The organism is Micromonospora sp. NPDC018662, assembly GCF_044391475.1.
Taxonomy (GTDB): Bacteria; Actinomycetota; Actinomycetes; order Mycobacteriales; family Micromonosporaceae; genus Micromonospora.
The window spans coordinates 300,523-326,982 of record NZ_JBISAC010000003.1; the positions used below are offsets into that span (position 1 = coordinate 300,523).

21 protein-coding genes are annotated in these 26,460 nt (G+C 75.5%); 16 read left to right on the forward strand and 5 right to left on the reverse strand.

Annotated features, from left to right (window positions below):
• Positions 1-3: 3 nt before the first annotated feature.
• Positions 4-867, reverse strand: coding sequence for a TauD/TfdA dioxygenase family protein (locus ACH495_RS11030; protein ID WP_396857542.1), 864 nt, complete (start codon positions 865-867; stop codon positions 4-6).
• A gap of 160 nt (positions 868-1,027) precedes the next feature.
• Between ACH495_RS11030 and ACH495_RS11035 the strand changes: the two genes are divergently transcribed.
• The 6 genes from ACH495_RS11035 to ACH495_RS11060 all read left to right on the forward strand — a co-directional run bounded on the left by ACH495_RS11035 (position 1,028) and on the right by ACH495_RS11060 (position 8,297).
• Complete coding sequence (locus tag ACH495_RS11035; protein ID WP_396857543.1) at positions 1,028-2,050, forward strand: methyltransferase; 1,023 nt, start codon at positions 1,028-1,030, stop codon at positions 2,048-2,050.
• A gap of 209 nt (positions 2,051-2,259) precedes the next feature.
• Complete coding sequence (locus tag ACH495_RS11040; RefSeq protein WP_396857544.1) at positions 2,260-3,279, forward strand: polyprenyl synthetase family protein; 1,020 nt, start codon at positions 2,260-2,262, stop codon at positions 3,277-3,279.
• Positions 3,276-4,304 carry a UbiA family prenyltransferase gene (locus tag ACH495_RS11045; RefSeq protein ID WP_396857545.1) on the forward strand — a complete coding sequence of 343 codons (1,029 nt, stop codon included), beginning with the start codon at positions 3,276-3,278 and terminating at the stop codon, positions 4,302-4,304. Before ACH495_RS11040 ends, ACH495_RS11045 begins: the two co-directional genes overlap by 4 nt.
• Complete coding sequence (locus ACH495_RS11050) at positions 4,301-6,001, forward strand: prenyltransferase/squalene oxidase repeat-containing protein (RefSeq protein ID WP_396857546.1); 1,701 nt, start codon at positions 4,301-4,303, stop codon at positions 5,999-6,001. The genes ACH495_RS11045 and ACH495_RS11050 overlap by 4 nt, the downstream gene beginning before the upstream one ends.
• Positions 5,998-7,275, forward strand: coding sequence for an FAD-dependent oxidoreductase (locus ACH495_RS11055; protein ID WP_396857547.1), 1,278 nt, complete (start codon positions 5,998-6,000; stop codon positions 7,273-7,275). Before ACH495_RS11050 ends, ACH495_RS11055 begins: the two co-directional genes overlap by 4 nt.
• Complete coding sequence (locus tag ACH495_RS11060) at positions 7,272-8,297, forward strand: aminotransferase class I/II-fold pyridoxal phosphate-dependent enzyme (RefSeq protein ID WP_396857548.1); 1,026 nt, start codon at positions 7,272-7,274, stop codon at positions 8,295-8,297. The genes ACH495_RS11055 and ACH495_RS11060 overlap by 4 nt, the downstream gene beginning before the upstream one ends.
• Positions 8,298-8,365: 68 nt before the next feature.
• On the opposite strand, the gene ACH495_RS11065 is transcribed toward ACH495_RS11060, so the two are convergent.
• Positions 8,366-9,259: a 2-hydroxy-acid oxidase gene (locus ACH495_RS11065; protein ID WP_396857549.1), complete on the reverse strand. Its 894-nt coding sequence runs from the start codon at positions 9,257-9,259 to the stop codon at positions 8,366-8,368.
• Positions 9,260-9,270: 11 nt separating this feature from the next.
• Positions 9,271-10,209 (reverse strand): 3-oxoacyl-[acyl-carrier-protein] synthase III C-terminal domain-containing protein, encoded by a 939-nt coding sequence (locus ACH495_RS11070; RefSeq protein ID WP_396857550.1) that lies wholly within the window; start codon positions 10,207-10,209, stop codon positions 9,271-9,273.
• Positions 10,210-10,281: 72 nt separating this feature from the next.
• On the opposite strand from ACH495_RS11070, the gene ACH495_RS11075 reads away from it, so the two are divergent.
• From ACH495_RS11075 to ACH495_RS11100, 6 genes are all read left to right on the forward strand, one after another.
• Positions 10,282-11,433: a glycosyltransferase gene (locus ACH495_RS11075; protein WP_396857551.1), complete on the forward strand. Its 1,152-nt coding sequence runs from the start codon at positions 10,282-10,284 to the stop codon at positions 11,431-11,433.
• 150 nt (positions 11,434-11,583) lie between these two features.
• The gene (locus ACH495_RS11080) at positions 11,584-12,561 is read left to right on the forward strand and encodes an ATP-binding cassette domain-containing protein (protein WP_396857552.1); all 978 of its coding nucleotides are present in this window, start codon (positions 11,584-11,586) and stop codon (positions 12,559-12,561) included.
• Between the two features lie 2 nt (positions 12,562-12,563).
• Complete coding sequence (locus ACH495_RS11085) at positions 12,564-13,328, forward strand: ABC transporter permease (RefSeq protein ID WP_396857553.1); 765 nt, start codon at positions 12,564-12,566, stop codon at positions 13,326-13,328.
• A 111-nt stretch (positions 13,329-13,439) separates the two neighbouring features.
• Positions 13,440-15,092 carry a class I adenylate-forming enzyme family protein gene (locus ACH495_RS11090; RefSeq protein ID WP_396858036.1) on the forward strand — a complete coding sequence of 551 codons (1,653 nt, stop codon included), beginning with the start codon at positions 13,440-13,442 and terminating at the stop codon, positions 15,090-15,092.
• 152 nt (positions 15,093-15,244) lie between these two features.
• Complete coding sequence (locus tag ACH495_RS11095; RefSeq protein WP_396857554.1) at positions 15,245-15,730, forward strand: hypothetical protein; 486 nt, start codon at positions 15,245-15,247, stop codon at positions 15,728-15,730.
• Between the two features lie 115 nt (positions 15,731-15,845).
• Complete coding sequence (locus ACH495_RS11100; RefSeq protein ID WP_396857555.1) at positions 15,846-17,462, forward strand: hypothetical protein; 1,617 nt, start codon at positions 15,846-15,848, stop codon at positions 17,460-17,462.
• Here ACH495_RS11100 and ACH495_RS11105 read toward each other — a convergent pair.
• Positions 17,423-19,474 (reverse strand): hypothetical protein, encoded by a 2,052-nt coding sequence (locus ACH495_RS11105; RefSeq protein ID WP_396857556.1) that lies wholly within the window; start codon positions 19,472-19,474, stop codon positions 17,423-17,425. The genes ACH495_RS11100 and ACH495_RS11105 overlap by 40 nt on opposite strands.
• Before the next feature lie 184 nt (positions 19,475-19,658).
• Between ACH495_RS11105 and ACH495_RS11110 the strand changes: the two genes are divergently transcribed.
• Positions 19,659-21,143, forward strand: coding sequence for a S8 family serine peptidase (locus tag ACH495_RS11110; protein ID WP_396857557.1), 1,485 nt, complete (start codon positions 19,659-19,661; stop codon positions 21,141-21,143).
• 67 nt (positions 21,144-21,210) lie between these two features.
• Here the strand turns inward: ACH495_RS11110 and ACH495_RS11115 are convergent, their stop codons facing one another.
• The gene (locus ACH495_RS11115; protein ID WP_396857558.1) at positions 21,211-22,806 is read right to left on the reverse strand and encodes a ricin-type beta-trefoil lectin domain protein; all 1,596 of its coding nucleotides are present in this window, start codon (positions 22,804-22,806) and stop codon (positions 21,211-21,213) included.
• A 440-nt stretch (positions 22,807-23,246) separates the two neighbouring features.
• Between ACH495_RS11115 and ACH495_RS11120 the strand changes: the two genes are divergently transcribed.
• From ACH495_RS11120 to ACH495_RS11130, 3 genes are all read left to right on the forward strand, one after another.
• Positions 23,247-23,813 (forward strand): sigma-70 family RNA polymerase sigma factor, encoded by a 567-nt coding sequence (locus tag ACH495_RS11120; RefSeq protein ID WP_396857559.1) that lies wholly within the window; start codon positions 23,247-23,249, stop codon positions 23,811-23,813.
• A 99-nt stretch (positions 23,814-23,912) separates the two neighbouring features.
• Positions 23,913-24,968, forward strand: coding sequence for a zf-HC2 domain-containing protein (locus tag ACH495_RS11125; RefSeq protein WP_396857560.1), 1,056 nt, complete (start codon positions 23,913-23,915; stop codon positions 24,966-24,968).
• Between the two features lie 302 nt (positions 24,969-25,270).
• Complete coding sequence (locus ACH495_RS11130; protein WP_396857561.1) at positions 25,271-26,431, forward strand: ricin-type beta-trefoil lectin domain protein; 1,161 nt, start codon at positions 25,271-25,273, stop codon at positions 26,429-26,431.
• Positions 26,432-26,460: the final 29 nt, after the last annotated feature.

A 26,460-nucleotide genomic window follows, 5' to 3' on the forward strand; every position in this document is an offset into this window, starting at 1 on the left:
CCCTCAGTAGCTCTCCACCGCGTTGACCCGGTCCGGCCAGTAGCGCTCGCCCGGCGCCGGGGCGTAGTGCTCCCACCGGGGCGGATCGCCGGTCGGGTGGTCGCCGAGCACGGTGATGCGCTGACCGCGCCGCAGGCCGCCGTAGTCGTTGACCGCGTAGTGCTGGGTGACCCGGTTGTCCCACACCGCGACGTCCCCCACCTGCCAGCGGTACCGGCAGGTGAACTGCGGGCTCTCGGAGAACCGGAACAGGTGCTCCAGCAGCGCGTCGCTCTCGTTGCGGGTCAGCTGCGGGATGTGCGAGGTGAAGAGCCGGTTGACGTACAGCGAGCGGCGCCCGGTCTCCGGGTGGACGCGCACCACCGGGTGCTCCGCCCGGCTGGTGAACTCGGTGCCGATCCGGATGACGTGGATGGCGGTGAGCCCGTCGAGCAGGTCCCGCAGCGGCGCGGAGAGCGCCTCGTAGACCCGGCACTGGTTCGTCCACATGGTGTCGCCGCCGACCTCGGGCAGCTCGGTGAGGTGCAGGATGGACGCGATCGGCGGGCTCTGGTGGAAGGTCATGTCGGTGTGCCAGACGTCGACCTTGCCGCCGTCGGCGGAGTCGATGACGACGATCTCCGGATGACCCTCCAGTCGGGGCAGGTAGGGGTGCAGCTCGACCTCGCCGAAGCGGCGGCCGAACGCGACGTGCGCCTCGGGGGTCAGCCCGGTCTGGCCGGCCAGGAACACCACCTGGTGCTTCAGCAGGAGGTCGTGGACCAGCGCGAAACCCTCGTCGGTCAGCGTGTTCAGGTCGATCCCGTGGACCTGGGCGCCCAGGGCGCCGGCGACGAGCCGGACGTCGACGGCGGTGGAAGTGGTCATCGATGGTCCTCCGGTCTGCGCGGGACGGCCCGTCGCCGCATTCTTCCACGATCGTGAATGTCCATACCAGCGTCGTCGTTGACGCGCCCGCGGCCGGCTTGGGATCATTCGGGGCCGGCGGGCCATGATCCGGGCCCCCGGTGGGGGAGGGGACACACTCGTGACGATCGATGTGGAAGTCGATGGCGGCCCGGCCGCGCGGCTCGACCGGCTCACCGACCTGGCGACCCCGTTCGCGGTGCGCACGGCGGTGACCCTCCGCGTGCCGGACCGGATCGCGGCCGGCGTCACCGGCCTGGACGCGCTGGCCGCGGCGTGCGACGTGGACGCGGGCGCGCTCGGCCGGCTGCTGCGCTACCTGGCCCACCGGGGCGTGTTCGTCGAGGTGTCGCCGGACGTCTTCGCGCTGACCGACGTGGGCGAGCTGCTCTGCGACCGGGACGGCGGCGGGCACGGCGCCGACCTGGACCTCGGCGGCCTCGGCGCGCGGATGGACCTGGCCTGGGCCGGCCTGCCGCACGCGATCCGCACCGGTCGACCCGGCTACGGGTCGGTCCACGGCCGGGACTTCTGGGCCGACCTCGACGCCCACCCGGACCACCGTGCCTACTTCGACGCGCTGATGCTCAGCCAGCAGCGGTTCACCGCGCCCGAGGTGGCGGCGCGCTACCCCTGGTCCGAGGTGACGCACGTGGTGGACGTCGCCGGGGGCTCCGGCGGGCTGCTGCGGGAGCTGCTCTGCGCCCACCCGCACCTGCGCGGCACGCTGGTCGACCGGAGCGAGCCGGTGGCGACCGCCGCCGCGACGTTCGCCGAGCACGGCCTCGCCGACCGGGTGACGGGCGTGGTCGGGGACTTCTTCGCCCCGCTGCCGGCCGGCGCGGACGTCTACGTGGTGTCCCGCGCGCTGACCGACTGGAGCGACGACCACGCGACGGCGATCCTGCGCCGGTGCGCGGAGGCGGCCGGCGACACCGGCCGGGTGCTGGTCATCGAGGTGCTCCCGACCATGCCGCACGTGCCGCACCTGTCCCCGTACGACCTGCGGATGCTGGTGCTGGTGGGCGGTCGGGAGCGGAGCGCGGCCGAGCACGCCGCCCTGGCCGCGGCCGCGGGGCTGGCGCCCCGGCGCACCTGGCACGGCCCCGACGGGCTCACCCTGATGGAGTTCACCGCCGCCTGACCGACCGGGCCGCCACGCGTCCCTTACCCACCGGTGCGCCGGGCCGTCGACGATTTGGCTGCGCATCGTCCAATTTGCCGAAGAATATCGTCATCGTATTCGCATCCACCCATGGATCGGCGCATTTATCAATGGTTGTTCATGGGAGTTCCGGCCGGTAACGTCTCGCGTGGCGACTAGCCGAGCCTTCGTGAAAGGGTCGACACGTCATGACGGTTGCTGGCTTCACGAGATATCCGCCCTTCATCGACGACCTGGCCCGAAGCGAATCGGGGCGACTGCTCCACGCCGAACTCGGCCGACGCTGGCCGGAGACGGCCGAGCAGCCGGCCGCGATCGCCCGGTACGCGCTGCTGCCACCCGGCAAGCTGCTCCGCCCGATGATGACGCTGCACGCCGCCGAGGCGGTGGGCGGGTCGCCCCGGGACGTGCTCGCCGCCGCGCTCGGCACGGAGTACCTGCACACCGCGACGCTCGTGCACGACGACATCATCGACGCCGACACGATGCGCCGCGGCCGGCCGGCGGTCCCGGTCGCGTTCGGCATCCCGAACGCCATCGTCGCCGGCGACCACCTCATCTTCCAGGCGTTCCAGGCCATCGTGGACGGTGGTGGCGCGGTCCCGCCCGGCCACGTGGTGGCCGCCGTCGCCGCGCTGGCCGAGGCGGGGCAGGACCTGTGCCGGGGCCAGGCCATCGAGGCCCAGCTCGTCGGCGACCTGGACGCGGGCGCCCGGTGGTACCCGGAGATGATCCGCCTCAAGACCGGGTCGCTGTTCCGCGCCGTGTGCCACATCGGCGCCCTGCTCGGCGGCGCGGAACCGGACGTGGCGTCCGCGCTGGCCCGCTACGGCGAGCACGTCGGCACGGCGTTCCAGATCCGCGACGACCTGCTGTCCTACGTCGCCACCCCGGAGCAGACCGGGAAACCGGCGACCAGTGACCTCAACAACGGCCGGCCGACGCTGCCGCTGCTGCTGGCGTACGACGCGGCCACCGACACCGACCGGGTCGAGCTGATGGCGGTGCTGCACCGGCGCGGCGCCGGGCCCGGCGACGTCGAGTGGGTGACCGCGCTGCTCGGTGACGTCGACGCGGTGGAGGCCGCCCGCCGGCGGATGGCGGAGCACGCCGAGCGGGCACGGGCCGAACTGGCCGTGCTCGCCCCCTCCGCGAGCGCGGACGTGCTGGCCGGCATCGCGCGTTGGATGACGAGCGAGATGGCGTGAGGGCCGCCCGGGCGCTGCGGGCGCACGTGGAGACCTGGCGGCCCTACACCCTCTGGTACGTCGGACTGGTCGGCCTCGGCGGCGCGGCGGTGGTCGACGGCCCGCACCATCCGTGGCGGCTCCTGTCGGCCTGGGCGGCGCCCACCGCCGGCTGGCTCGGCGGCCACTACCTCGGTGACTGGTTCGACCGTGAGCTGGACGCCGGCAGCAAGCCGCACCGGCCGATCCCGTCCAGCCGGCTGGGCGCGCGTACCGCGTTGGGGTGCGGCTTCGCCTGCTTCGCGGTCCTCGCGGTCCTCGCCGTGGCCGGCGGTTGGGGCACCACCACGGCCGCGCTGCTGGCCGCCTGCGGCATCGTCGCCTACAGCCGCTGGTTCAAGGCCCGGGGATTCGCCGGCAACCTGGTGCGCGGCGCGCTCGGCGCGGTCGCGCTGCTCTACGGCGCGCTCGCCGTCGGGCTGCCGGCGGACCCGTCCCCGGTCCTGCCCGTGCTGCTGGCGCTGACCGTCGCGTTCTGGTCGCACGACGCCATGTCCAACCTCGTCGGGGCGCTGCGGGACATCGACGGCGACCGCGCGGGCGGCTACGAGACGCTGCCGGTCCGGCACGGCGTGCCGCTCGCGGTCCGGACCGTGCTGGCGCTCTACGCCGTGACGCTCACCGCCGCCCTCGCCGCCGGCCTGCTGGCCGACCGGAGCGAGCGGACCGCCTACCTGGTGACGTTGCTCGTGGTCGGCGTCGTGGGGGTCACCGCGCTGGCGCCGCTGCTGCCGCACCGCGCCGGGATGCCCGTGGTGGTGGCGCTGCGCGCCCACTCCGTGTTGGTCGTCGAGCGGGTCGTGCTGGCCTCGGCCGTGGTCGGGCTCGGCCTCGGCGTCACGGTGCAACTCGTGCTCGCGCTGCCGATGGTGGCGCTGACCTGGTGGGCGCAGCGCGGCATGCGGACCCGGCACGAACTGGGCCCGACCACCCCCGACCTGGCTCTGGCCACCCACCGCCGAATGTCCCTGGAGGACGCGCCATGACCGCTGTCACCGCCGAGGCCGTCGGGAAGGCGATCAGCGAGGGCGCCGAGGCGCTGCTGCGCCGCCAGCGCGCCGACGGCGTCTTCGGCGACGACCCGCCGGCCTCGGTGCTGGGCACCGCCGGCGCGGTGGCCGCGCTGCACGCCGCCGACCCGGTCGGCAGCGCCGACCTCGTCGACGCGGGCGCCGACTGGCTGCGCCGCCAGCAGCACGACGACGGTGGCTGGGGCGGCGTGGTCGGCGCGGAGACCGAGGTGGTGCCCACCGCCGTCGCGGTCGCGGCGTTGGCGCTGAGCGCGCCGGCGGCCGGCGCCGAGGCGATCGCGGCCGGCCGGGCCCGGCTGGCCGCCCTGGGCGGCGTCGACACGGTCACCGACCGGGCCATCTCGCTGCTCTGCCGCCAACTGCTCACGATGGCCGGGATGACCGCCGAGGCCGGCCCGCTACGGCGGCTGCCGCTGGAGATCGTGCTGTTCGACCGGGTCCGCCGCCGGCGGCTGTCGTTCCGCACCGCGCCCTTCGTCGGTCTCGCCCTGATGCAGGCCGACCTGCTGCCCGCCGGTCGCCTGCGCCGGGCCACGCTGCGCCGGGCCCGCCCGGTGGCGGTACGCCTGCTGCGCGCCATCTTCGACCACGAGGGCCGTACCGGCGCGTTGAGCGAGGACCCGTGGCCCGCCGCACTGGTGCTCCTCGGGCTGGCCCGCAGCGGTGAGGCGCCGGACATCGCCGCGGCCGTGGTCGGCTGGCTCCGGCGGGCGGTCCGCCCCGACGGCGCCTGGGACGCCGTGACGAACCTGGACCTGACCCGGTCCGGCTACGCGGTGACCGGTCTGATCGCCGCCGGGTACGCCGCCGACCCGCGGCTGCGGGCCACCCGGGACGTCTTCCACGCCACCCAGAAACCCACCACGTTCGAGGTGCTGGACGTGCCGCCGGGCGGGTGGAGCTACTCCAACGTGGGCGGCTGGCCGGTGACGCTGGAGTCCGCCGAGATCCTGTCGGCGCTGGCCGGCTACCCCGACGCCGACGCCGACCCGGTGCTGCGCACCGGCCTGGCCTGGCTCGTCGACCGCCAGGACAGCCGCGGGTCGTGGAGCCTGTGGGTACGCGACACGCAGCTCGCCAACGACGGCCCCTGCCCGGCCATCACCAGCCAGGCGATCCTCGCCCTGCACGAGGCCGGTCACCCCGACGACCACCCGGCGATCGCGCGGGCGGCGGCCTGGCTGCTGACCCGCGCGGCGCCCGACGGCACGTTCGAGAACCTCTGGTACCGCGACCACACCTCCGGCACGGCCGTGGTGGTGGCGGCGCTGTCGCGCGTCGGTCACGCCCGGCACGAGGTGGTCCGGCGCGCGGTCCGGTGGCTACGCGAGACCCAGTTGCCGGACGGCTCGTGGGGCCCGGGCGACGGCACCGCCGGCTCGGTCGAGGAGACGTCCTGGGCCGTCCAGGGCCTGCTCGCCACCGGCGACCCCGAGGTCGGCGGCGCGGTGGAGCGGGGCGTCGCCTGGCTGGTGGCGGCGGCCGGACCGGGCGGCGGATGGCCGGCGACCCGGGTGTGCAACTACATCCGCCACCACATGCGCTACCCCAACGCGGTGATCACCCAGGCGGTCGCGCTGCGCGCGCTCGGCGAGTACCGCCGGGCCACCGCCGGGCGGCCCGACGTCGCGCCCGGCGCGGTGACCCGATGAGCCCCGACGTCGTGGTGGTGGGCGCCGGCGCCGGCGGCCTGGCGAGCGCCCGCGCGCTCGGCGCGCTCGGGCTGCGGGTGCTCGTGCTCGACCGGCAGCGCACCCCCGCGTCGATCGCCAAGGGCGAGATCCTCCAGCCGGAGACGGTCCGCATCCTCGACTCGTGGGGAGTCCTCGACGCCCTGCGCGCCACCGGCGCCCGGCCGGTCGGGCGGCTGGCCATCCGGGATCCGGCCGGCCGGCCGTTGCTCTGCCTGGACTACGCCGACCTGCCCGGCGCGTACCGGGAGATCCTCTGCGCCGACTACGGCGACCTGCGCGGTGTGCTCGCCGACGGGCTGCCCGCCACCGTGGAGGTCCGGTGGGGCCGGCGGGTGACCGGCCTGCTGTCCGGCGACGGCGGGCGGGTGACCGGCGTCGCGGTCACCGGCGACCGAGGCGACCGGGAGATCCGGGCGCCGCTGGTGGTCGCCGCCGACGGCATGTCCTCGCCGCTGCGGCGGGCGGCCGGCGTCGCGGTCGAGCGCCGCGAGTACCCGCACGGCCTGGTCGCGTTCGACGTGGCCGACGCCGAGGTGGCCGACGAGGTGACCGCGTACCGGACCGGGCGCGGCCTGTGCCTGGTCTACCCGCTGCCGGGCGGGCGGTGCCGCCTCTACGTCCAGGTGACGCCGGACGAGTTCCGGGGCCGGGCCGACCTGGGCGCGTGGTGCGACCGGCTGCTCGCCGACGTGCCGGCGGTCCGCCCGATCGGCGCCGCGATCCGGGCCAGCCTGCGCCGCCGTCAGCTCCTCGCGGTCTACCGGCTGCGCACCGACCGCCTGGCCGTGCCCGGCCTGGCGCTGGTCGGCGAGGCCGCGCACGCGGTGCACCCGATGGCGGCGCAGGGCGTGAACAGCTCGCTGGGTGACGCGGAGACGCTCGCGGCCAGCCTGGCGGCCGAGGGCGGCACGCCGGCGCCGGCCGCGGTGGACCGGGCGCTGCGGGCCTTCGAGGCCGCGCGCCGCCCGCGCCTCGACCACGTCGCGACCGTCAGCCACAACGCGTCCCGCATGATCACCAGCGTCTCCGGGCTGCCGAAGCTGCTCGGCGCGCGGATGATGCGCCGCACCGCCGCCAACCCGAGGCTGCTCGGGCTCACCGCCGGCAACCTGTCCGGCACCGACGTCCGGCCGCTCTCCCTCGTCGACCGGCTCTACCAGCTCGGGGTGCTCACCGACCGGCACGCCCGCGTCCCGTCCCCGCCGGCCCCGTCGAGAAGCGAGCGATCATGACTCCTGCCACCGCCGTCGGGACGCACCCGCCGGTCGACCTGTCGATGAACGAGACGCCGTACCCGCCGCTGCCCGGCATCCGGCGGATCGTCACCGACGGCGCCGCGACCCTCCAGCGGTATCCGGACCGCACCTCGTCGGCGCTGGTGGCCGCGTTGGCGGCGCGGCTGGAGGTGGGGCCGGAGTCGATAGTGGTCGGCCCCGGCTCGGCCGGGCTGTGCCAGCACCTGGTGCAGTCCCTCGGACCCCGGCCGGACGTGGTCCACGCGGCACTGTCGTTCGAGGGCTACCCGCTGATCATCCGCAACGCCGGCGCGAACGCGGTGCCGGTGCCGCTGGACGGCTACGACCACGACCTGCCCGCGATGGCGGACGCGGTGACCGGGCGGACCCGATGCGTGCTGCTCTGCCACCCGAACAACCCGACCGGGGCGACGCTGCGTCGCGACCGCGTCGAGGCGTTCCTCGACCGGGTGCCGGCCGACGTGCCGGTCATCGTGGACGAGGCGTACCGGGAGTTCGTCACCGACCCGGACGCGCCGGACGGGATGGAGCTGTACCGGGCCTACGACAACGTCTGCGTGCTGCGCACCTTCTCCAAGGCGTACGGGCTGGCCGCGCTGCGCGTCGGCTACGCCGTGGTGCCGCCCCGGCTGCTCCCGGCGGCTGCGCTGACCGGGGCGGTGTTCTTCCCGAACGCCCTCGCCCAGGCGGCGGCCGTGGCGAGCCTGGCGCCGGAGGTGGCACCGGAGCTGACCCGGCGGTGCGCGGACCTGGTGACGGCACGGGCCGGCCTGGTCGACGCGTTGCGGGGGCTGGGGCTGACCGTGGCACCCAGTGAGGCCAACTTCGTGTGGCTGCCGCTGGGGGAGCGGGCGACGGCGTTCGCCGACCGCGCGCGGGCGGCCGGGATCCTGGTGATGGCGCTGCCCGGCGCCGGCGTGCGGATCACGGTCGGCTCGGAGGAGGCGAACGAGCGGCTCTGCGCGTTCGTCCGGGGGGCGCTCGCCGAGGGTTGGTGAGACCGCTGCGGACGGCGTGTCGCGGGCGGGGAGGGAACACTTTCGAGCGGTATACCGCTCGGTCATAATCATGACTCTGAGGTATGGGGAATTTTTGTCGTCCCTTCCGAGGCGACATCACCGAGAGTGATCCTGGTGGCTGCCGTGATGGTGACGAGGCACAGGTAGCGCAGGTCGGGATCGTAGTCGGCGACCAGCACCGCAGTGAGCCGGTCGGGCCCGTCGCCGAGCCGGTCCAGCAGTCCCCACCACACCCCGGTGGCCGGCTGCCCCGGCGGCGCCACCGTCACCGGACTTCCACCGGTCGCGGGCCGCGCGGCGGCGAGGCCCGCACCCAGCACCACTGCCACGTCCGCGCCGCCCGCGCCGAGCGCGCGCAGCTCGGCCGCCGCCAGGTCTGCCACGTCGTCAGGGTCGACGTCCGCGTGCTGGCGGATCGCGGTCACCCGCCCGCCGCCGGTCGCCGGGCCGTCGCCGAGCAGCAGGGCCACGGCGCGGTGCCGCGCCGGCACGGCAACCCCCGGGTCGTACGGCAGGACGGACTGCTCGACGACGAGGAGCAGGGTCCGGTGGCACGCATGGGCACGGGCGATCCGCAGCCCGGTGAACGCCGCCGCCGAGCCCTGGTCGCAGAGCGCGAAGGACATCGGCGTGCCGGGGCAGACGTGACTGAGGTAGGACGCGGTGGCCCGGCCGGGCAGCGCGTCGTGCACCGCGAACGCCAGCACCAGCAGGTCGACCGGATCGTCCTCGGGTACGACCGCCCGTACCAGCTCGGCGGCCATCTCCCCGTAGGACTGGCCCCGCGCCGCCGCCGACGCGTCGAGCTGCAGGCCGTACGGTCGCGTCAGGTCGGTCAGGTACTCCTCGGCGCGGGCCCGCAGCTCGGGGTCGGCGAGCAGCGCCGCCGGCCCGGTGAACTCGCGGCGGGCGGCCCGGATCAGGTGCAGGTCGGTGCCCATGACGCTCCCGGTCAGTGTTCGAACACCATGGCGGCGAACGTCGCCCCGGCCCCGGCGCCGACCGCCGCGACGAGGTAGCGGTCGCCCGGGTGGAGCAGGCCGCGCTCCCGCGCGGTGCGGTAGTTGACGAACGCGTCCGCGCAGAACACGTGCCCGGCGCCGGTGATGTTGTCGAGCAGCACCCGGTCCAGCGGGAACCCGATCAGCTTGCACAGCCGCTTCCAGGTCATCACGTTGACGTTGTGCGGCAGGATCAGCCGCAGGTCGGCCAGCGCCGTTCCGGCCCGCTCCAGGGCCCGGCCGATCACCTCGGCCAGCGCCGGCCGGTACTCGCGCTGGAACCGGGCCGCGGACACGCCGCCGGCGACGTCGAACTCGCCCCGCTGCGCGCCGGCGTAGGAGAGCAGCCGGTCCTGGCGGCCGTGCGCGCTGACCAGGCACGCGGACGCGCCCTCGCTGAACACCGACGTCTCCGGGATGAACTGGGCGTCGCGGGTGAACGCCTTCTCCCCGGTGAGGACCAGCGCGAGCGGCTCGTCGCCCGGCGGGTGCGGCTCGGCGGCCAGCAGCCGGCCGGCCACGTCGACCGCTGCGAGCGCGCTCGCGCAGGACTGCTGCGTCACTGTGAACGCCAGCGCGTGCCCCAGGCCGAGCGCCCGGCACGCGTCGTGCAGCGGGTTGACCGGGTACGGCGCCACCACCGGGAAGGCCCGGCCGTACACCACGAACCGCACCCGGTGCTCCCGGCCGCGCAGCGCGGTGAGGCCGTCGACCGCGTGCCGCAGCAGGTCGGCCAGGGACAGGTCGGGGTCGCGGCGCACCTCGGTCAGCCCGTGGAACCGCCGGAACAGCCGGATCTGCATCTCGGTCAGGCGCAGCGGCGCGGCCAGGCTCTCGATCGGCACGCGGCGAGCCGGCAGGAACACCGAGACGGCGTCGATAGCCGTCATCCGCACACCGTCACGGAGAAGATCAGATCAACGACGCCGGTGGATGTCAACGGACCGTGGCATCATATCGACGTGGCTCGCTTCCTCTTCGTGGTGCTGCCGGTGGTCTCCCATCTGAACGCCCCGCTCGCCATCGGCCAGGCGCTGGCGGCGGCCGGACACGAGGTGGCGTGGTGCGGGCCCCGCAGCGACCTGCGCCCGCTGATCGGCCCGGACGCCACGCTGTTCCCCACCGGGAAGCGGTGGTACCGCCCGGACGGCGAGTCCGGGATGGCCTCGGTGCGCACCCTCTGGGAGGGGCACGTGCTGCCGGCCAACCGCTTCATCCGGGACGCCGCCGAACGGGCGGTCGCGGAATACCGGCCGGACGTCGTCGTCGCCGACCAGTACGCGCTGGCCGGCGCGCTGGCCGCGCACCGGCACGGGGTGCGCTGGGCGACGCTCTGCGTCGGCGTGCTGGAGCTGACCCCGCCGACGGTGGAGATGCCCGAGTTCACCGACTTCGTAGCGGCCCAGGTGCGGCGCGTGTGGGCGATGGCCGACCTGCCCGTCGACGAGACGCTCGACCTGCGCTTCTCGCCGTACCTGGTGATCGGGCTGACCACCGCGGCGCTCACCGGCCCGGCGGCGATGCCGGCGCGGTGCGTGCTGACCGGGCCGGCGCTGGGACGGCGGCCGAACGCGCCCGGTTTCGACTGGGACGCCTGGGCGCCGAGCCGCCGGCACATGCTCGTCACCGTCGGCACGATGGCCGAACACCTGGCCCGCGACTTCTACCGGCGGATGACGGCCGCCACCGCGCCGCTCGCCGACCGGCTCCAGGTGATCCTCACCGCGCCGGCCGACCTGGTGCCCGACCCGCCGGAGCACGTGCTGGTCGCGCCGCGGGTGCCGGTGCTGGAGCTGATGCCCCGGCTGGACGCCGTGGTCTCGCACGGCGGGCTGGGCACGATTTCCGAGGCGTTGGCGTACGGCGTGCCGGTGGTGGTCGCGCCGATCCGGCACGACCATCCGACCATCGCGGACCAGGTGACCCGGGCCGGCGCCGGACGCGCGGTCTCCTTCCGCGAGGCGACCCCGGCGGAGCTGACCGAGGCGGTGGCCGCGGTCCTCGACGACCCGGCGTACCGGGCCGGGGCGGGCCGCGTGCGCGACTCGTTCGCCGCGGCCGGCGGCGCCCGCGCGGCGGCGGCGCACCTCGCCGCGCTGGCCGCGACGCCGTGACGCCGGCCCGCATCGAACCGGCACGCATCGACCGTTGTCCCACGCCCGGGGTCGCACTAGCCTGACCTGACGCCCCTCGCGCGGGCACCGTCGTCATTGGACGGTGCACGACGCGGGCCGGTCCGCGTCGTCGCCGCACGAGGAGGCTCGATGATCGAGGCCACCGGCCTACGCAAGTCCTTCCGGGTGGGGCGCGGTCGCGGCGCCAGCACGGTCGAGGCGGTCCGCGGCGTCGACTTCGCGGTGCGGCGGGGCGAGATCGTCGGCTTCCTCGGCCCCAACGGCGCGGGGAAGTCCACCACGCTGCGGATGCTCGCCACGCTGCTGCGCCCCAGCGGGGGCGCGGCGACGATCGCGGGTGTCGACCTGCTGCGGTCGCCGGCCCAGGTGCGCCACCGGATCGGGTTCGTGGCGCAGGCCAGCGGCACCTACGACGACTCCACCGCCCGGCGGGACCTGATCCTCCAGGCCCGGATGCACGGCCGGTCCAAGGGGGTCGCGCAGGAGCTGGCGGCGGCGGCGATCCGCGCGTTCCAACTCGACGACTTCGCCGACCGCCGGATCCGCACGTACTCCGGCGGGCAGCGCCGGCGGCTCGACGTCGCGCTCGGCGTCATCCACTCGCCGCAGGTCATGTTCCTGGACGAGCCCACCGCGGGCCTCGACCCGCCCAGCCGGGCCCGGATGTGGCAGGAGGTGCGCCGGCTGCGCGAGGAGGGCATGACGATCTTCCTCACCACGCACTACCTGGACGAGGCGGATAGCCTGTGCGACCGGGTCTCCATCATCGACGCCGGCCGGATCGTGGCCGAGGGCACGCCGTCGGCGCTCAAACGCGAGATCTCCGGCGACGTGGTCGCGATCGACTTCGCCGTGACCGACCTCGCCGACCCGGCCGGCGGCGGCCTGCCGGCCGCGACGAAGGTGCTGGCCGAGGCGCCCTACGTCCGCGCGTCCGAGCCGGTCGACGGCACCCTGCGGCTCTACGTCGACAGCGCCGCCACGGCCATCCCGCAGATCATGCGGGCGCTCTACGACCGGGGCATCGAGCCGGGCGCGATCGAGACCCGCCGACCCAGCCTCGACGACGTGTTCCTGGCCAAGACCGGCCGCTCACTGGAGGAATGACCGTGCGACTCGTCCGTGACACCTGGCTGATCTTCCAGCAGGAGGTCGGCCTGATGGTGCGCAACCCGGTGATGGTCGCGTTCAGCCTCGCCCAGCCCATCACCTACCTCATCCTCTTCGCGCCGTTCCTCAAGGTGGTGATGGTCGACCGGGGCGCCTCCTCGTACGCGGACGCCTACCGCATCTACGTGCCCGGCCTGTTCGTGGCGATGGGCCTCTTCGGTGGCCTGTTCGCCGGCTACGGGCTGCTCAGCGCGCTGCGCGCCGGCATCATCGAGCGGTGCCGGGTGACGCCGGTGAGCCGTACCGCCCTGCTGCTGGGCCGCGCCCTGATGCACGTGTGCCTCAACGTGGTGCAGGCGGTCGTGATCACGCTGGTGGCGTTGCCGTTCGGGTTGCGCGTGCACCTGGCCAACCTGCTCGTCTCGTACGCGCTGCTGGCCGTGATGGTGCTGCTGAGCACGTCCATCTCGTACGACATCGCGTTGCTGGTCCGCAACGAGAACAGCCTCGGGGTGCTGGTGAACACCGTGGGCCAGCCGATCTCGCTGCTGGCCGGCGTGCTCATCCCCCTCGTGCTCGCCCCGATGTGGATCCAGCGGGTGGCGCTCTGGAACCCGTTCGCCTGGGCCACCGACGGCATGCGGGCGCTGTTCGCCGGCCAGATCTTCCAGACCGTGGTCTGGCAGGGGGCGCTCATCATGACCGGGCTGGCCGCCGCCAGCCTGATCTGGTCGTCGCACCTGTTCAACCGCGAGGTCTCCTGACCGTCCGGACATCGACCATTGTCTCGCCGTGTCGCGCGCTCTAGCCTGATCGTGTCCTGGCCCGGCGGGGGCGTGGCCTCGGTGAGCGTGTCACGTGAGGAGGCGAGGAGTTTGGGTGCCGACAACTTCCGGGCGACCCTGGCGGCGGACCAGGAACTCGGTGCGGGCAACGTGCTGCTCCGGCTGGCCGAGCACGGCGCCGACATGGCGATGCCCCGGGTGACGTTCGACGTCGACGTCGACGGCATCCCCGCGTGGACGCCGCTGTCGCTGGCCACCCTGACCGAGCGGGTCGCGGCCCGGGCGGCCTGGTTCGCCGCGCGCGGCATCGGCCGGCGCGACCCGGTCGCGGTCTACGTCACCTCCGCGCCGGACGTGTTCCTCAACTTCCTGGCCCTGACCTGGCTCGGGGCGATCCCGGCGCTGATGAACGGCAACATGCCGATCGAGCTGGCGGCCGAGTTCGTCCGGCGGCTGCGCGGCGTCGGCGTGCTGGTCGACGCCGACCACGACGCGCTGCGCGGGTACGACCTGGGCGTGCCGGTCCTCGGCGACGCCGCCGAGACCGGCGCCGGCGACCCGGCGCAGGCGCCGCCGCACCACCGTCACCACCCCGAGGACCCGGTCGTCATCACGCACTCCTCCGGCACCACCCGGGTGCCGGCCGCGATCGTCCACTCGCACCACGGCCTGTTCGCCGCGATCCGCGCGGTGCGGCTGACCGAGTCCCGGCCGCACGGCGAGGTGCGGGAACTCTCCGCGCTGCCGGCCGCGCACACCGCCGGCATCATCACGCTCAACCAGGCGCTCTGCAACGGCTACCAGCTGCTCTGCCTCTCGGCGCAGGGCGGCCCGTTCGCGCGCAGCGCCGAGACCGTCCTCGACGCGATCGAGCGGTGGCGCCCGACCGGCGTGTTCGGCTTCGCCGTGACCTGGTCCGAGCTGGCCCGCGTCGACCTGACCACCCGCGACCTCAGCTCGGTGCGCAACTGGTTCAACACCGGCGACTGCGCCCACGAGTCGCACGTCCGTCGGCTGGTCGCCGTCGGCAGCCACCCCACCTGGACCCCGGACGGTCCGGTCGACGTGCCCGGCTCCAAGTTCGTCGACATGCTCGGCTCCACCGAGATGGGGCACGGCGCGTTCCGGATCACCCACCGGCTCGGCAGCGACCGCTACGACCGCTGCGTCGGCAAGCCGTACCCGTTCGCCGAGATCGCCCTGCTCGACGTGGCCACCGGCGAGGAGGTCCCGGACGGCCAGGTCGGGCACGCCGGGCTGCGGTCGCCGACGCTGGCCATCGGCTACTGGAACGACTCGGTCACCACCTACCGCACCCGGCTGAACGGCTACTACCTGACCGGCGACCTGATGTACCGCGACCCGAACGGCGACTACCACCACGTGGACCGGGCCAGCGACGCGGTCGACCTGGGCGGCGGGACCTGGCTCTACACCGCGCTGTCCGAGGAACGCATCCTCGCGCGCTGCCCGGACGTGCGGGACTGCACCGTCCTCGCGGTCGCCGGAGACGACGGCGCCACCGTCACCGAGGTGCTGCTCCTGCTCGCCGACGACGCCGACCCCGCGCTGGACCGCACCGGCCGGGTCCGGGCCGCGTTGGGCCCGGCGGTGGCCGCGACGCTGCGGCGGGTGGTGACAGTGCCCGACGACGGCGTGCTGATGGGCCCCACCGGCAAGGTCCGCAAGTTCCTGATGCGCCAGCGGCTGCTGGCCGACGCCGGAGCGTCCACCGGTCGGTGAACCGGGGACCGCGGCTCTGTCCTCGGCCCGTGCCGAGAGCGACGACGAGGTCCTCACCCGGCCGGTCGTCGAGCTGAGCTGACCGCGCCACCCGGCGGGCGGAGGCGGGCGCGCGGGGACGAGGGTGCGCCCCCGTGCCAGAATCGTCAGCCGTGTCCTACCTCCCCTCGCAGCCGTACCCGCCCATGCCCGGCGGGGTCACGCCGCTGGTCGCCTACCCGCATCCGATCACCCCGCCGCCGGGCTGCGCGGTGCTCGTCGTCTCGGTGAACCGGGGGCCCTACCTGGTTCCGGTGCCGACCACCAGCCGCTTCAAGATCGACCGGCAGGCGGTGCCGATCCCCGGCGAGGGAACCTGGCACATCGCGGTCCCGGCCGGCCCGCACGACGTCCGCTACACCGACTTCCTGGGCGTGCCGATCGTCACCACGTCGGTGGTGGTCCAGCCGGGCGCCGCGCACCACCTGAGTTTCCGCTTCGGCGGCTGGCGCAACCGGGTGCACGACGGCCACGGCACCGACGTGACGCGGTTCGGCCTGTGGTCGAACTACAGCATCATGCTGGTCGCGCTGGCCGTCATCGTGCCGCTCTGCTGCGGCGGGATCGCGCTGGTCACCGCCGCCTCCACCGCGCCGTGACGGCGGCCCGCCGGCCCGTGCCGCGATCCGGCCACGATCACCGTTGAACCGCCGGCGGTCCGGTCCGTAGTGAGCCGGACGGCAGGATGGCGGCGGAGGAGAGGGAGGGCGACGCGTGCGGATGCGGTGGGCCGTGCAGGCGGTGCTGGTGCTGGTCGGGATCTGGCTGGTGCCGGCCGGCCCGGCGCACGCCGCGCCGGCGGAGACCGGCCGGTACTACGTGGTCGGTCCGCCGGTCGACGGGCAGCGGGAATACCTGTACGCCATCGCGTTGCGCACGCTCGGCAACGGCAACCGCTACCGGGAGATCGTCGACCTGAACACCGGTCGCGCCCAGCCGGACGGGGAGACCTTCACCGACGGGTTGGTGCTGAACCCGGGCTGGGTGCTCGTGCTGCCCCGGGACGCGAGGGGCCAGGGGGTACGCGTCGGCCCGCTGCCCCGGACCCGGACCCGTTCCGCCCCACCGGTGACCCGGTCGCCGACCCCGGCACCCTCCCCGCCGGCCCGCACCACTGCCCCGCCGAGCCGCGTACCGCCGTCGACCCGGGCGCCGGCCACCACGAAGGCGGCGGCCCGGCCCCCGGTCGCCACGGAGGTGGCCGCCCCGCCGCCCGGGGGGCGCCGGACCTCGGGCGGCGGTGTCGACCCCCTGGTGATCCGCGTCGGCGCGGGCGTGCTGTCGGTGCTGCTCGCGGTGGTGGCGATCGTGCTGCTGCGCCCGGGGCGCGCGGGTCGTGGCGTGTCCCTGGCCGGCGACGACGGGCCGTGGCCGCCCGAGCGGCACCACACGCCCGCCCCCGGTGACCGCGCCACGGCCGAACCGGCGGCGCCGGCGGCGGACGACGCCGCGACCGCGGCCCGCCGACCCGACGATGACCCGCCCGGAACGACTCCGGCGGTTCCGCCGGCCAGCAGTTCGGCACCGCCCCCGCGCCAGGCGTCCCCGCCGCCCGCCGGCCCCGATCGCTCTGTCGAGCCCGACCGTTCCGCCGAGTCCGCTCCGTCCGTCGGCCCTGACCGTTCCGCCGAGTCCGCTTCGTCCGCCGGTTCCGGTCGGCCGGTCGAGCCCACGCCGGCGTCGCCGGCCACGCCGGCCACGCCGTCGGCCCGGCCCGCCGCGCCCTCGTCGGCCGGGGCCGGGACCGCGCCGGACGTGCCGCGCCCGCCGCTGCCCGCCGCGGACGAGGCGCCGTACCTCACCGCCGACCTGGAGACCGACGCCGGCCCGGCCCGGGTGCGGCTGGTCGGGGTGGCGGCCGGGCGGGGCGTGCCGCCGTACGCCTGGCTGGGCCCGGAGGAGGCGGCGCCGCCGGCCGTCCTGCCGCTGGTGCTGGGGCGCCGCGGCCCGTGGCGGCTGCACGTGGACCTGGCCCGGGTGCCCGACGTGTTCACGCTGGTCGGGCCGACGGCGGTCTGTGGCCGCGCCGCCGCGACCCTCGCCGGACGGCTGTCGGCCGCCGGCGTCGGCGTCGCCGTGGTGGGGGAGGCGTTGGGTGCCGAGCCGCCGGACGGCTGCCGCCGGCTGCCCGTCCTGCCCGAGCCGCCGGGACCGGGCGAGGACCTGCCCGCGCCGTCCGTGGTGTTCACCGCGGGTCCGTCCCCGGCGGGGGCGCGCGGCCTCGCCGCCGCCACCGCCGGACGGTGCGTGCCGGTGGTGCTCGGGCCGGTCCCGGCCGGCCGCTGGTCGCTTCAGTTCGACGGGGACGGCGAGCCGGCCGGGGCGGACTGAACGCCGCGCGCCACCACGGGCAGCGGGCCGGCCGCCACACCGGGCACCGCCTCCCACACCCCGTCCCGCGCCCGGAGGACCCGGTCCACCCGGATCCGGTCGTAGGAGCGGCTGGTGAGGATCAGCTCGACGCCCGCCTGCCGCAGCCGCTCGGTGCGGCCCCGGGCCAGCGGCAGTGCGGTGAGCGCGTCGGCGGTGGCGACGACGTCGAGCGTCCGGCCACGCGGCACCCGCACCTCCACGAGCAGCCGGCCGGACCGGGCCGCCGGCCGCTGCCGGAGCAGCGGCAACCACCCCGGCGCCAGGCCGCGGGAGCGGGCCGGCAGCAGCGCGTACGCCCGGCGGGTGCCGTGCGCCGGCCACCGGCTGACGTCGTGCGGCAACCCGGCGCTCGACGCGCTGGTCGGCGCGGCCCGGATGCGTAGCGCCGCGCCGTCGAGCCCGTCGACGGGGCGCAGCCGGCCGTCGTCGGTGGCCCGGAACGCGCCCCGCACCCGCGCCCGGTCCAGCCGGCCGGCCGGCAGCAGGTAGGTGTCCGGGGCACCGAGCAGGTACTGGAGGCGGGCCGGGACGTGCGAGCGCAGCACCTGCACCGGGATCGCGCCGCCCGGCTCGACCCGTACCCGCAGCAGGTCGGCCCGGTCCGGCGCGGACCGCGGGTCCAGGTATCCGACCAGGAACAGCTCCGCACTGGGTACGCCGTCGGCGACGGCGCGTTCCAGGTCGCCGGTGACCGGCACGAACGCGTCGAACGCCTCGACGGTGACCTGCTGGCCGGCGCGCAGCCAGGGCGGCCCGTACCGGCCGGCGCGGCGCTGTTCGGCGGCCAGCGCGGGCCGGGCCGAGGACGTCGGGACGCCGGCCGCGTGGTCGTCCGGCAGGTCGGCGCCGTGGTCGTCCGGGACGCCGGCGCCGGGGTCGTCCGGCACGTCGGCCGACGGTGTCCCGTCCGCCGGCTTCTCGTCGTCGACGGCGGGGGTCACCACGATCCGCTGCCGTGCCGGGCGGGGCACCAGGAGGCCGTCTGCTGTCGCGTGGACGGCCGGCGGGCCGTCGGCGTACCGGGGGCGGTGGGCCTGCCACGGTGCGACCGCGCCCGCCGCGTCCCGCGCACGCAGGTGGCGATGGTCGGCGACGAGCTCGGCCCGGCCGCCCGGCGGCGGGGTCCAGACCGTCGCGCCGGTGGTCTCGGCCAGCTCGGCGGCCTGGGCCGCGAGCTTCGCCTGCTCGTCCGGCTCGGACGGCCAGGTCAGCCAGAGCCGCAGGTCGGCGCCGTAGAGCGGCAGCTCACCGAGGAGCGCGGCCAGGTGCCCGGCGTCGCGGACCTGCTGGGTGCCGCTGTAGTCACCGATCAGGAAGCCGCCGGAGCGGGCCGTGACAGAGACCGTGACCAGCTCCGTCGCGGTGGCGCCGAGCCGGTGGGCGGTGGCCCGGCGGGCCACGAAGTCGGCGCGGGTGGCCAACGCCACACCGGTGGCCAGCGGCAGGTTGACCACCCCGGTGCGGGGCCGGACCAGCCCGTCCTCCACCGCGAACCAGCCGGGCAGCGGGGTGGCGAGGTCCGGCGGTTGGAGCACCAGCCAGTCCATCGGCTGCCGGGTCACACGGTCCAGCGGCAACGCGTGCAACGGGCCGTCGTCGGTGTCGGCCTCGGGAACGCGGCCGGGCAGCACCTGCCGGATGTCCGCGCCGTCCGGGCTGACCAGCACGTCGTGCCCGAGCAGGCCGGCCACCTCGGTGAACAGCTCGGCGTGGCGGGCGCCGTCGTCGGTGAGGATCCGGACGTCGTCAGCGGCCTCCCCGGTGCGCCGGACCAGGTCCGCCAGCGCGGGCGCGTCCAGCGGGCGGTCCGGTGCGGTGGGCAGCGCCGGCTTTCCCCGCGGGCCGCACACCAGCCAGAGATCCAGCAGGCCCGGCACCCGCCGGTGCCGGCGCGGGTCGAAGCGGCGGGTGGCCGGCACCCGGTCGAGTCCCCGGCCGCCCACGACGGCGGTCCGTGTCAGCCCTGTCACCGCCGCCCCGCCTTCGTCACACCGTCGGCCGCAGCCGTTCGACACCGAGGGCCGGTACCCTCGGCGTCTCCATGACGAGCGCCATGGAAATCTGGTTCAGATTGATTTGAACGAAGTCGGCGCTGATCCGCAATAGACGGTGACGGCCGATCGGTCTGGGCCGCGGTGACGGAAGGGGACCCCGGTGCTGGCGAAGCACTCCATCCTTGCTCGACTGCTCGTGGTGGTGATGGTCGGCTGCGCGATCCTGGCCGTGCCACGGCCCTCGGTCGCCCGGTCCGGGCCGGACACCGAACCGTACGTGAAGTTCTACGTGGTCGCGGCGCAGTACCAGGGCCAGCCGGAGAACCTCACCGAGATCGCCCGGCGCTTCCTCGGCAGCGGCGAGCGGTCCGCCGAGATCTACCAGCTCAACACCGGTCGGGTCCAGCCGGACGGGGCCCGGCTGACCGACCCGGGCGCCCTGCGGGCGGGGTGGCACCTGGTGCTGCCGTGGGACGCCGCCGGCGAGGGCGTCGAGTACGGACAGTTGCCGGCCGTCCGCCGGCCGTCGGCCCGCCCCACGCCGACCCGCTCGCCGGACGCACGGCCGGACAGCAGCCCGACACCGAACGCGAGTCCCACGCCCTCCGGTTCGCCCACCGGCACCCGCCGGGACGTCACGTGCACCGCCACCACCGCGTCGAGCGGCCGGTCGGAGTGGGCGCAGCTGCGGATGGCGGCGGACAGCGCGTGGACCCTGACCCGCGGCAACGGGGTCAAGGTCGCGGTCGTCGACACCGGGGTCGACGCCGGCCTCCAGCAGCTCAGCGGCCGGGTCGCGGTGGGCGCGGACGTCACCGTCGGCAATGGACGTGGCGACCAGGACTGTCTCGGCTCCGGTACGGCGATGGCGGGCATCATCGCCGCTGACGACAGCGTCGACGGCCGCCCGGTGGGGCTGGCGCCGGACGCCACCATCGTGCCGGTGCGCATGGTCCGGTCCTCCGGCGACGCCCGCCCGGCCGACGCCGCGACGGCCATCGAGGTGGCGGTCAGCACCGGCGCCTCGGTGGTGGCGCTCGGCTCCCGGGTGGACCTGGCCGACCCGGCGGTGGCGGCGTCGCTGGCCACCGCGCTGGAGCACGACGTGCTGGTGGTGGCGGGGGCGCCGGTCAAGCCCACCACGCTCCCGTCGCCGCGCGGCGGGTCCGGCGGGGCGTTGGTGCTCACCGGCGGCGTCGGCGCGGGCGGCCAGCTCGCCGAGAAGTACGTCGACGAGTCCGTCGAGGTGGTCGCGCCCGGCATCGAGGTGGCGACGCTCGGCGTCGGCGGCGGCAAGGTGGTCGGCAACACCGGCACCGAGTTCGCGGTGGCGTTCGTGGCCGGTGAGGCGGCGCTGATCCGGGCCGCCCAGCCCGACCTGACCGCCGCGCAGGTGGAGGAGCGCATCCGCGCCACCGCCGACCCGGTGGGTGGGCAGGTCGCCGAGGGCGACCCGCGCTACGGCTCCGGCATGATCAACCCGGCGGCCTCGGTGGCCCCGTCCGTGGACGGCCAGGCCCCGGCGGCCGTGCAGGCGGGCCGGGGCGGGGGCACGCTGGTCGCCGTGCTGCTGGGGTTCGCGCTGCTGTTCGGCGCGGGCGGCTTCCTGGTCTACCGGCTGCGCCGCCGCCGCTGGGCCGGCTGACCGGCATGTAAGGCGGGGCCCCTTTTTAACAGACGTCTGTTAAAAAGGGGCCCCGCCTTACGCCCGACTACCGCAGCGACCAGGTCTGCTTCGGGTTGAACACGCAGGTCCACGCGTTCAGTGGAGCGTCAGTACCGTGTCCGTCGACGTCCAGGCAGCGGTCGGTCTCCGGGTTGAACAGGGACCGGATGCCCTGGTATTCGATCCACTTCCACTTCTGGGCGGGGTTGCCGCTGCACCGGGCGCTCTGCACCGGTGCGCCGTCGCGCTTCTCGCCCCAGGCCACGTCCAGGCACAGCCCGTTGGCGCGGACGCTCCCGTCGGACTGGAACGTCCACCACTGCGGTCGCTCCTCCCGGCACGGCCGCAGGACCACCGGGATGCCGTCCCCGGCGCCGCCGCTGGCGCACAGCCCGGTCTCCTTGCCGACGAGCTGCTTCGCGCCGGTCGGGCGCTTCGGCGGGGCCGGCTTCTCCGGCTCGGCCGGCGGGCGGGTCGACGGCGACGCGCTGGGCCGCGGCGCGGGCGGCTTGGCCGTCGGCGTCGGGCCGGGCGGCCGGGGCGTGGCGGAGGGGGAGGGAGCGGGGCTCGCGCCCGCCGGCGCGGCCCTGAGTCGGCCGTCGAGCGCGTAGAAGTCGGTGAACTCCTGCACCCGGCGCAGGAACGCCTGCGTGTCCTTGTCGAGCTCGCCGCCGGTCTGGCGCACCGCGGTCGGCCCGTTCCGATAGGCCGCCAGCGCCAGCAGGCCCGGGTCGCCGTCGAGGCCGGCGAGGTCGCGCCGCAGCGCGCAGACCGCGACGCCGACCGCCGGGACGGCCACCTGCGGGTCCCACGGTGAGGCGCCCGCCGGTCCGTGGGCCCGCCACACCTCGGGCAGGAACTGGGCGACGCCCCGCCGGCCGTCGTCGCCGAGCAGGTTCGGGTCGAACCCGGACAGCGCCATGAGCTGGGCCGCCACCGCGGCGGGCGGCACCTCCGGGCACACCGAGCCGGCCCGCACCACGAGCCGGACGTAGTTCGCCGGCACCGCCTTCGGCTGCTGACGCTCGGTGTCCGGGCGGGTGGTGCCGGAGCCGCCGAACGCGGTCAGCTCGCCGTAGTACGCCGCGTAGCGGCTGACGTCGTCGACGTAGGTGACCGCGTCGGACGGGACGCCCTTCGCCTCGCGTACCCGGTCGAGGTCCGTGTGGAACGCGGCCAGGGACAGCCGCCACGGGTCGCCGGGGATGGCGGCCAGGCGCAGTTGCCCGCTGAGGTCGCACATCTGGTGGGCCAGCGCCAGGATGTTGGCGGCGGCGTCGGTGCGGTCCGCGCCGGGCCAGGGCGCCCAGGACTTCCACCGGTCGTCGTCCAGGCCGGCGAAGCCGCGACCACCCGACGTGGTCTTGCCGACGCGTCCGTCCAGGCCGGACTCGGTCATCAGCTGCCCGGCCAGGCGGGCCGGGGTCAGCGTGGGGCAGGAGCGGGCCGCGGCCCGGATGGCGGTCAGGTGCTCGGCGGAGACCTTGCGGCCGGTCAGCTTGTCGTCGCGGGCCGTGGCGATGCCCCAGCTCACGGAGGCGACCACCATGCACAGCACCGCGAGGCCGGCCGCGATGGCGGCGACGACACGACGCGGGATCCGGGCGAGCCGGGATCGGAGGCCAGGAAGATCGGGTGTCACGGGACTTCCCTTCCGGTGATGACGTCGCCAGGCGTGACGGATGCGCGACGTCCTCGGTTCACCCGACCGGAATCATTCCGATTCCAGTCCGGCCGCCATTGAACCGACCGGCGCACCGGGCCGTCAACGTGGGCGGCGCCGGGACGGACCCGATTCCGCCGCCGGACACCGCCGGACCGTCGATCGGAGTGCTCGATGTCGACTCGCCACCATTCGCCCGGTGCGGCGCTGACCAGCGTCGTTATGGACGGGGCCGGCCCGCGCCGGTCCGTCGTCCGCCGGCCGGGCCGCGCCCGGTGAGCACCGCCACTCTGGTCGCCGTCCGCCGGCCGGCGGCAACGTCCGATGAGTACGGTTATCCTTCTCCCTCAGAGGGGCCCGGTGCCGTGGCGCCGGGCCGGCCGGGCGGGCACGCCCCACACGTCAGGGGGAGGCGTTCTGTGTCGGCGGTGCCCAACGAGGCGGTGGAGCCCGGAGCGCCGGGCGAGGCCGTCGGCCAGGGTTCCCCCGAGAGCCTCATGCGGTGGATCCACGATCAGTACCGCGAACCGTTGCTGCGCTTCGTCACCCGCCTGGTCCTCGGCCGGCAGGAGCTGGCCGAGGATCTCGTGCAGGAGACGTTCCTGCGGGCCTGGCGGAACCTCGGCACGCTGGCCGAGGAGCCGCGCCGGATCGCGCCCTGGCTCTACACCGTCGCCCGGCACGTCGCCGTCGACGCCGGCCGGGCCCGGCAGGCCCGACCGACGGAGGTCGCCGTGCCGGACCTCAACCGGCTCACCTCGGCCGACGACGAGATGGACCGGGTGGTCAGCGCCCACACCGTCCGCCTGGCGCTGCGACAGATCAAGCCGGAGCACCGCGAGGTCCTGATCGAGATGTACTACAAGGGCGCGTCGGTCGCGGAGGCCGCGGAGCGGCTCGGGATACCCGAGGGTACGGTAAAGTCCCGGACGTACTACGCGGTGCGGGCGCTGCACGCGGCGATCGGCCCGATCGAGTCGGCCTGATGACACGTCCCAGCGGTTCCTCGTCCGATCCCGGCACCGGCGCGGTGACCCGGGTCGTCGCTGCGGCGCACCCTTCGTCGGGTCGGGAAGGGGGTCGTGATGCGCAGCAGCGGTGAACACCCCACGTCCGAGCACGAGGCGCTCGCGCTCTATCTGCTCGGCGCGCTCGACGAGACCGATCGCGTCGCCTTCGAGGCGCATCTCGCCGGCTGCGACGAGTGCCTCTCCGCCGCCGCCGACCTGGGCGGCACGACCAGCGGGCTCGGCGACCTCGACGCGGCCGACTGGGCCGAGTTCGCCGTCCCACCCGCTTCCGTCCTGCCGCCTTCCGTCCCGCCGTCGCGTTCCGCGCCGGGCCCGGCGGACACGCTCCCGCCGGGCCGGGGTCCGACATCGTCGGCCCACCCGGCTCTCGGCACGTCGAGCACCGTGCCGGCCGCCGGGACGACGTCGGAACCGGGCGACCTGCCGGACGACCTGCCGGACGACACGTCGGCGTCGGGCCCGGCCGAGCGCCGCGCGGGCCCGGCCGAGCGCGCCGACGTCGGAGACGCCGCGTCCGCGTCCGGGCGCACCGACGTGCCCCGCACCGATGGTGCGGGCACGACGACCCCGGGCGCCGGGACCGGGCGCGGGCCGGCGGGCCGGCGGAGTGCCCGTCCGGGCCGGGGGCCGGGTGGTGCGGGCCCGACCGGTCCGGGACGGGCGTCCGGCGACCGGCCCGGGGGTGGCCGTCCACAGGCGCTGTCCGCCCGTCGCCGGCTGCTGCTCTGGGCCGGGGCGGCGGCCCTGGCGCTGGCCGTGCTCACCGGCGGGATCGTGGCCGCGGTCGGCGGCGGCGGACGCGACGGCGTGGTGCTGACCGCGACCGGGGAGGCGCCCGGCCAGGGCGCGAGCCTGTCCGTGTCGATCACCACCCACGAGGGGCAGGGCTCCACGATCCGGATCACCGCGACCGGGCTGCGGCCGGGGTTGCGCTACCGGCTCTTCGCGGTGACCCGCGACGGGGTCAGTCACCCGGTGCGGGACTGGACCGCCTCGAACGGGCCGCAGGAGGTGACCGGCGAGTTGTCGCCCCCTGTCGACCAGCTCTCCTTCGTCGGTGTGGGCCTGACCGACGGCACCTCCGTCGTCACCGCGCCGATCTCCCGCTGAGGACGATCCGGCCTCGGCGGTGCGCGCGCCCTCCCCTCGTGGGATAGCGCGATTCGCCGCCCGATCCGTTGAACCGAAAGCTCTCCCGCGTCGTCGTGTGGCCGTGCGCCTGCCGCACCCGTCAGGGGACGCGGCGCGTCCCCGCCAGGCCGAGGGAGGGCTACATGGCAGTGAACACCGGATCGTCACCGACCCGCCGGACGCGGGCCGGGGTGTTAGGCGGGGGCCCCGCCACATCCGAAAGCGTTAACCGGGGCCCCCGCCTAACACGGCCGACCCGCAGGAGGGCCGCGCTGCTCGCGGTGGTGCTGCTCGGGTCGGGGCTCCTGGTGGGCGTGCCGGGCGGCGTGGCGACCGCCGCCACCGGGGAACGGGTGACGTTCGTCAACGGCACCGCGGAGACGCTGTGGATCGGCGCGGGGGAGAGCGGGGACGGCTCGCGGCCGATCACCGGCCTGCCCACCCTGCGGCCCGGTGAGAGGAGCACCGTCGTCATTCCGGACGCCGGCGAGCCGGGCCACTGGCGGGGCCGGTTCTTCGCCCGCCAGCGCTGCGACGGCGACCCGAACGGCTCGTTCCGGTGCCTGGTCGGTGACTGCGGCGCCTTCGCCGACCGGTGCGAGCGGGGCGCGGAGCCGGTGAGCCTGGCCGAGTTCAACTTCGACCGGAACAACCCGGCCGCGCCCTGGTACAACGTCAGCTACGTCGACGCGGTCTCCACCACGATCACCATCGACGCGCCCGGCGCCCCGCGGCCGGAGAAGGCGGGCAGTTGCGCCCGGTGGGACTGCTCCGCCGGCCAGATGCTCGCCGCCTGCCCGGAGGCGCACGCCGTCCGCGACCCGGCCCGGGGCGACCGGATCAACTGCGTCAACCCGAACCGGGACGCCGAGAGCGCCTACACCGCCGCGCTGCTCCCGTTCGGCCCGCGCGCCTACCTGTGGTCCACCCACGACCGGGTCGCCGGCAACGAGACGGTCTACAACTGCCCGGGCTGCGCCGACGTCGTGGTGACGTTCCGCAACGGCGGGGACTCGCCGGCGCCGCCGGCGAAGCGTACGACCGGCCGGTCCACCTCCGGCTTCGCGCTGCGCGGGTACGCGGACAAGTGCGTCGACGTGCCGGGCGGCGAGTCGGCCGACGGGGTGCGTTTGCAGCTCTGGCAGTGCAACGGCACCCCGGCCCAGCGGTTCACCAGTGGCCCCGGCGACACGCTCAGGGTGCTGGACAAGTGCATGGACGTGGCGTGGGCGTCCCGGGACAACGCGGCGAAGGTGCAGCTCGCGTGGTGCACCGGCGGGCCGGCGCAGGTCTGGGTGGCCGAGGGCGGGCTGTTGCGTAACCCGCACTCCGGCAAGTGCCTCGACGTGCGCGACTGGAACTCCGACGACGGCGCGCCGTTGCAGATCTGGGAGTGCGCCGCCAGCCAGAGCAACCAGAACTGGCGCGAGGCCGACCGCTGACCCGGCGGGGGCCCGGGTGATCGCCATCC

Bases quoted from the DNA above. Each gene is read 5' to 3' on its own strand.
- ACH495_RS11080 (WP_396857552.1), top strand. From the start codon at position 11,584: ATGATCGAGGCCACCGGCCTACGCAAGTCCTTCCGGGTGGGGCGCGGT.
- ACH495_RS11125 (WP_396857560.1), top strand. From the start codon at position 23,913: ATGCGCAGCAGCGGTGAACACCCCACGTCCGAGCACGAGGCGCTCGCG.
- ACH495_RS11040 (WP_396857544.1), top strand. From the start codon at position 2,260: ATGACGGTTGCTGGCTTCACGAGATATCCGCCCTTCATCGACGACCTG.
- ACH495_RS11050 (WP_396857546.1), top strand. From the start codon at position 4,301: ATGACCGCTGTCACCGCCGAGGCCGTCGGGAAGGCGATCAGCGAGGGC.
- ACH495_RS11055 (WP_396857547.1), top strand. From the start codon at position 5,998: ATGAGCCCCGACGTCGTGGTGGTGGGCGCCGGCGCCGGCGGCCTGGCG.
- ACH495_RS11070 (WP_396857550.1), bottom strand. From the start codon at position 10,209: ATGACGGCTATCGACGCCGTCTCGGTGTTCCTGCCGGCTCGCCGCGTG.
- ACH495_RS11065 (WP_396857549.1), bottom strand. From the start codon at position 9,259: ATGGGCACCGACCTGCACCTGATCCGGGCCGCCCGCCGCGAGTTCACC.
- ACH495_RS11030 (WP_396857542.1), bottom strand. From the start codon at position 867: ATGACCACTTCCACCGCCGTCGACGTCCGGCTCGTCGCCGGCGCCCTG.
- ACH495_RS11060 (WP_396857548.1), top strand. From the start codon at position 7,272: ATGACTCCTGCCACCGCCGTCGGGACGCACCCGCCGGTCGACCTGTCG.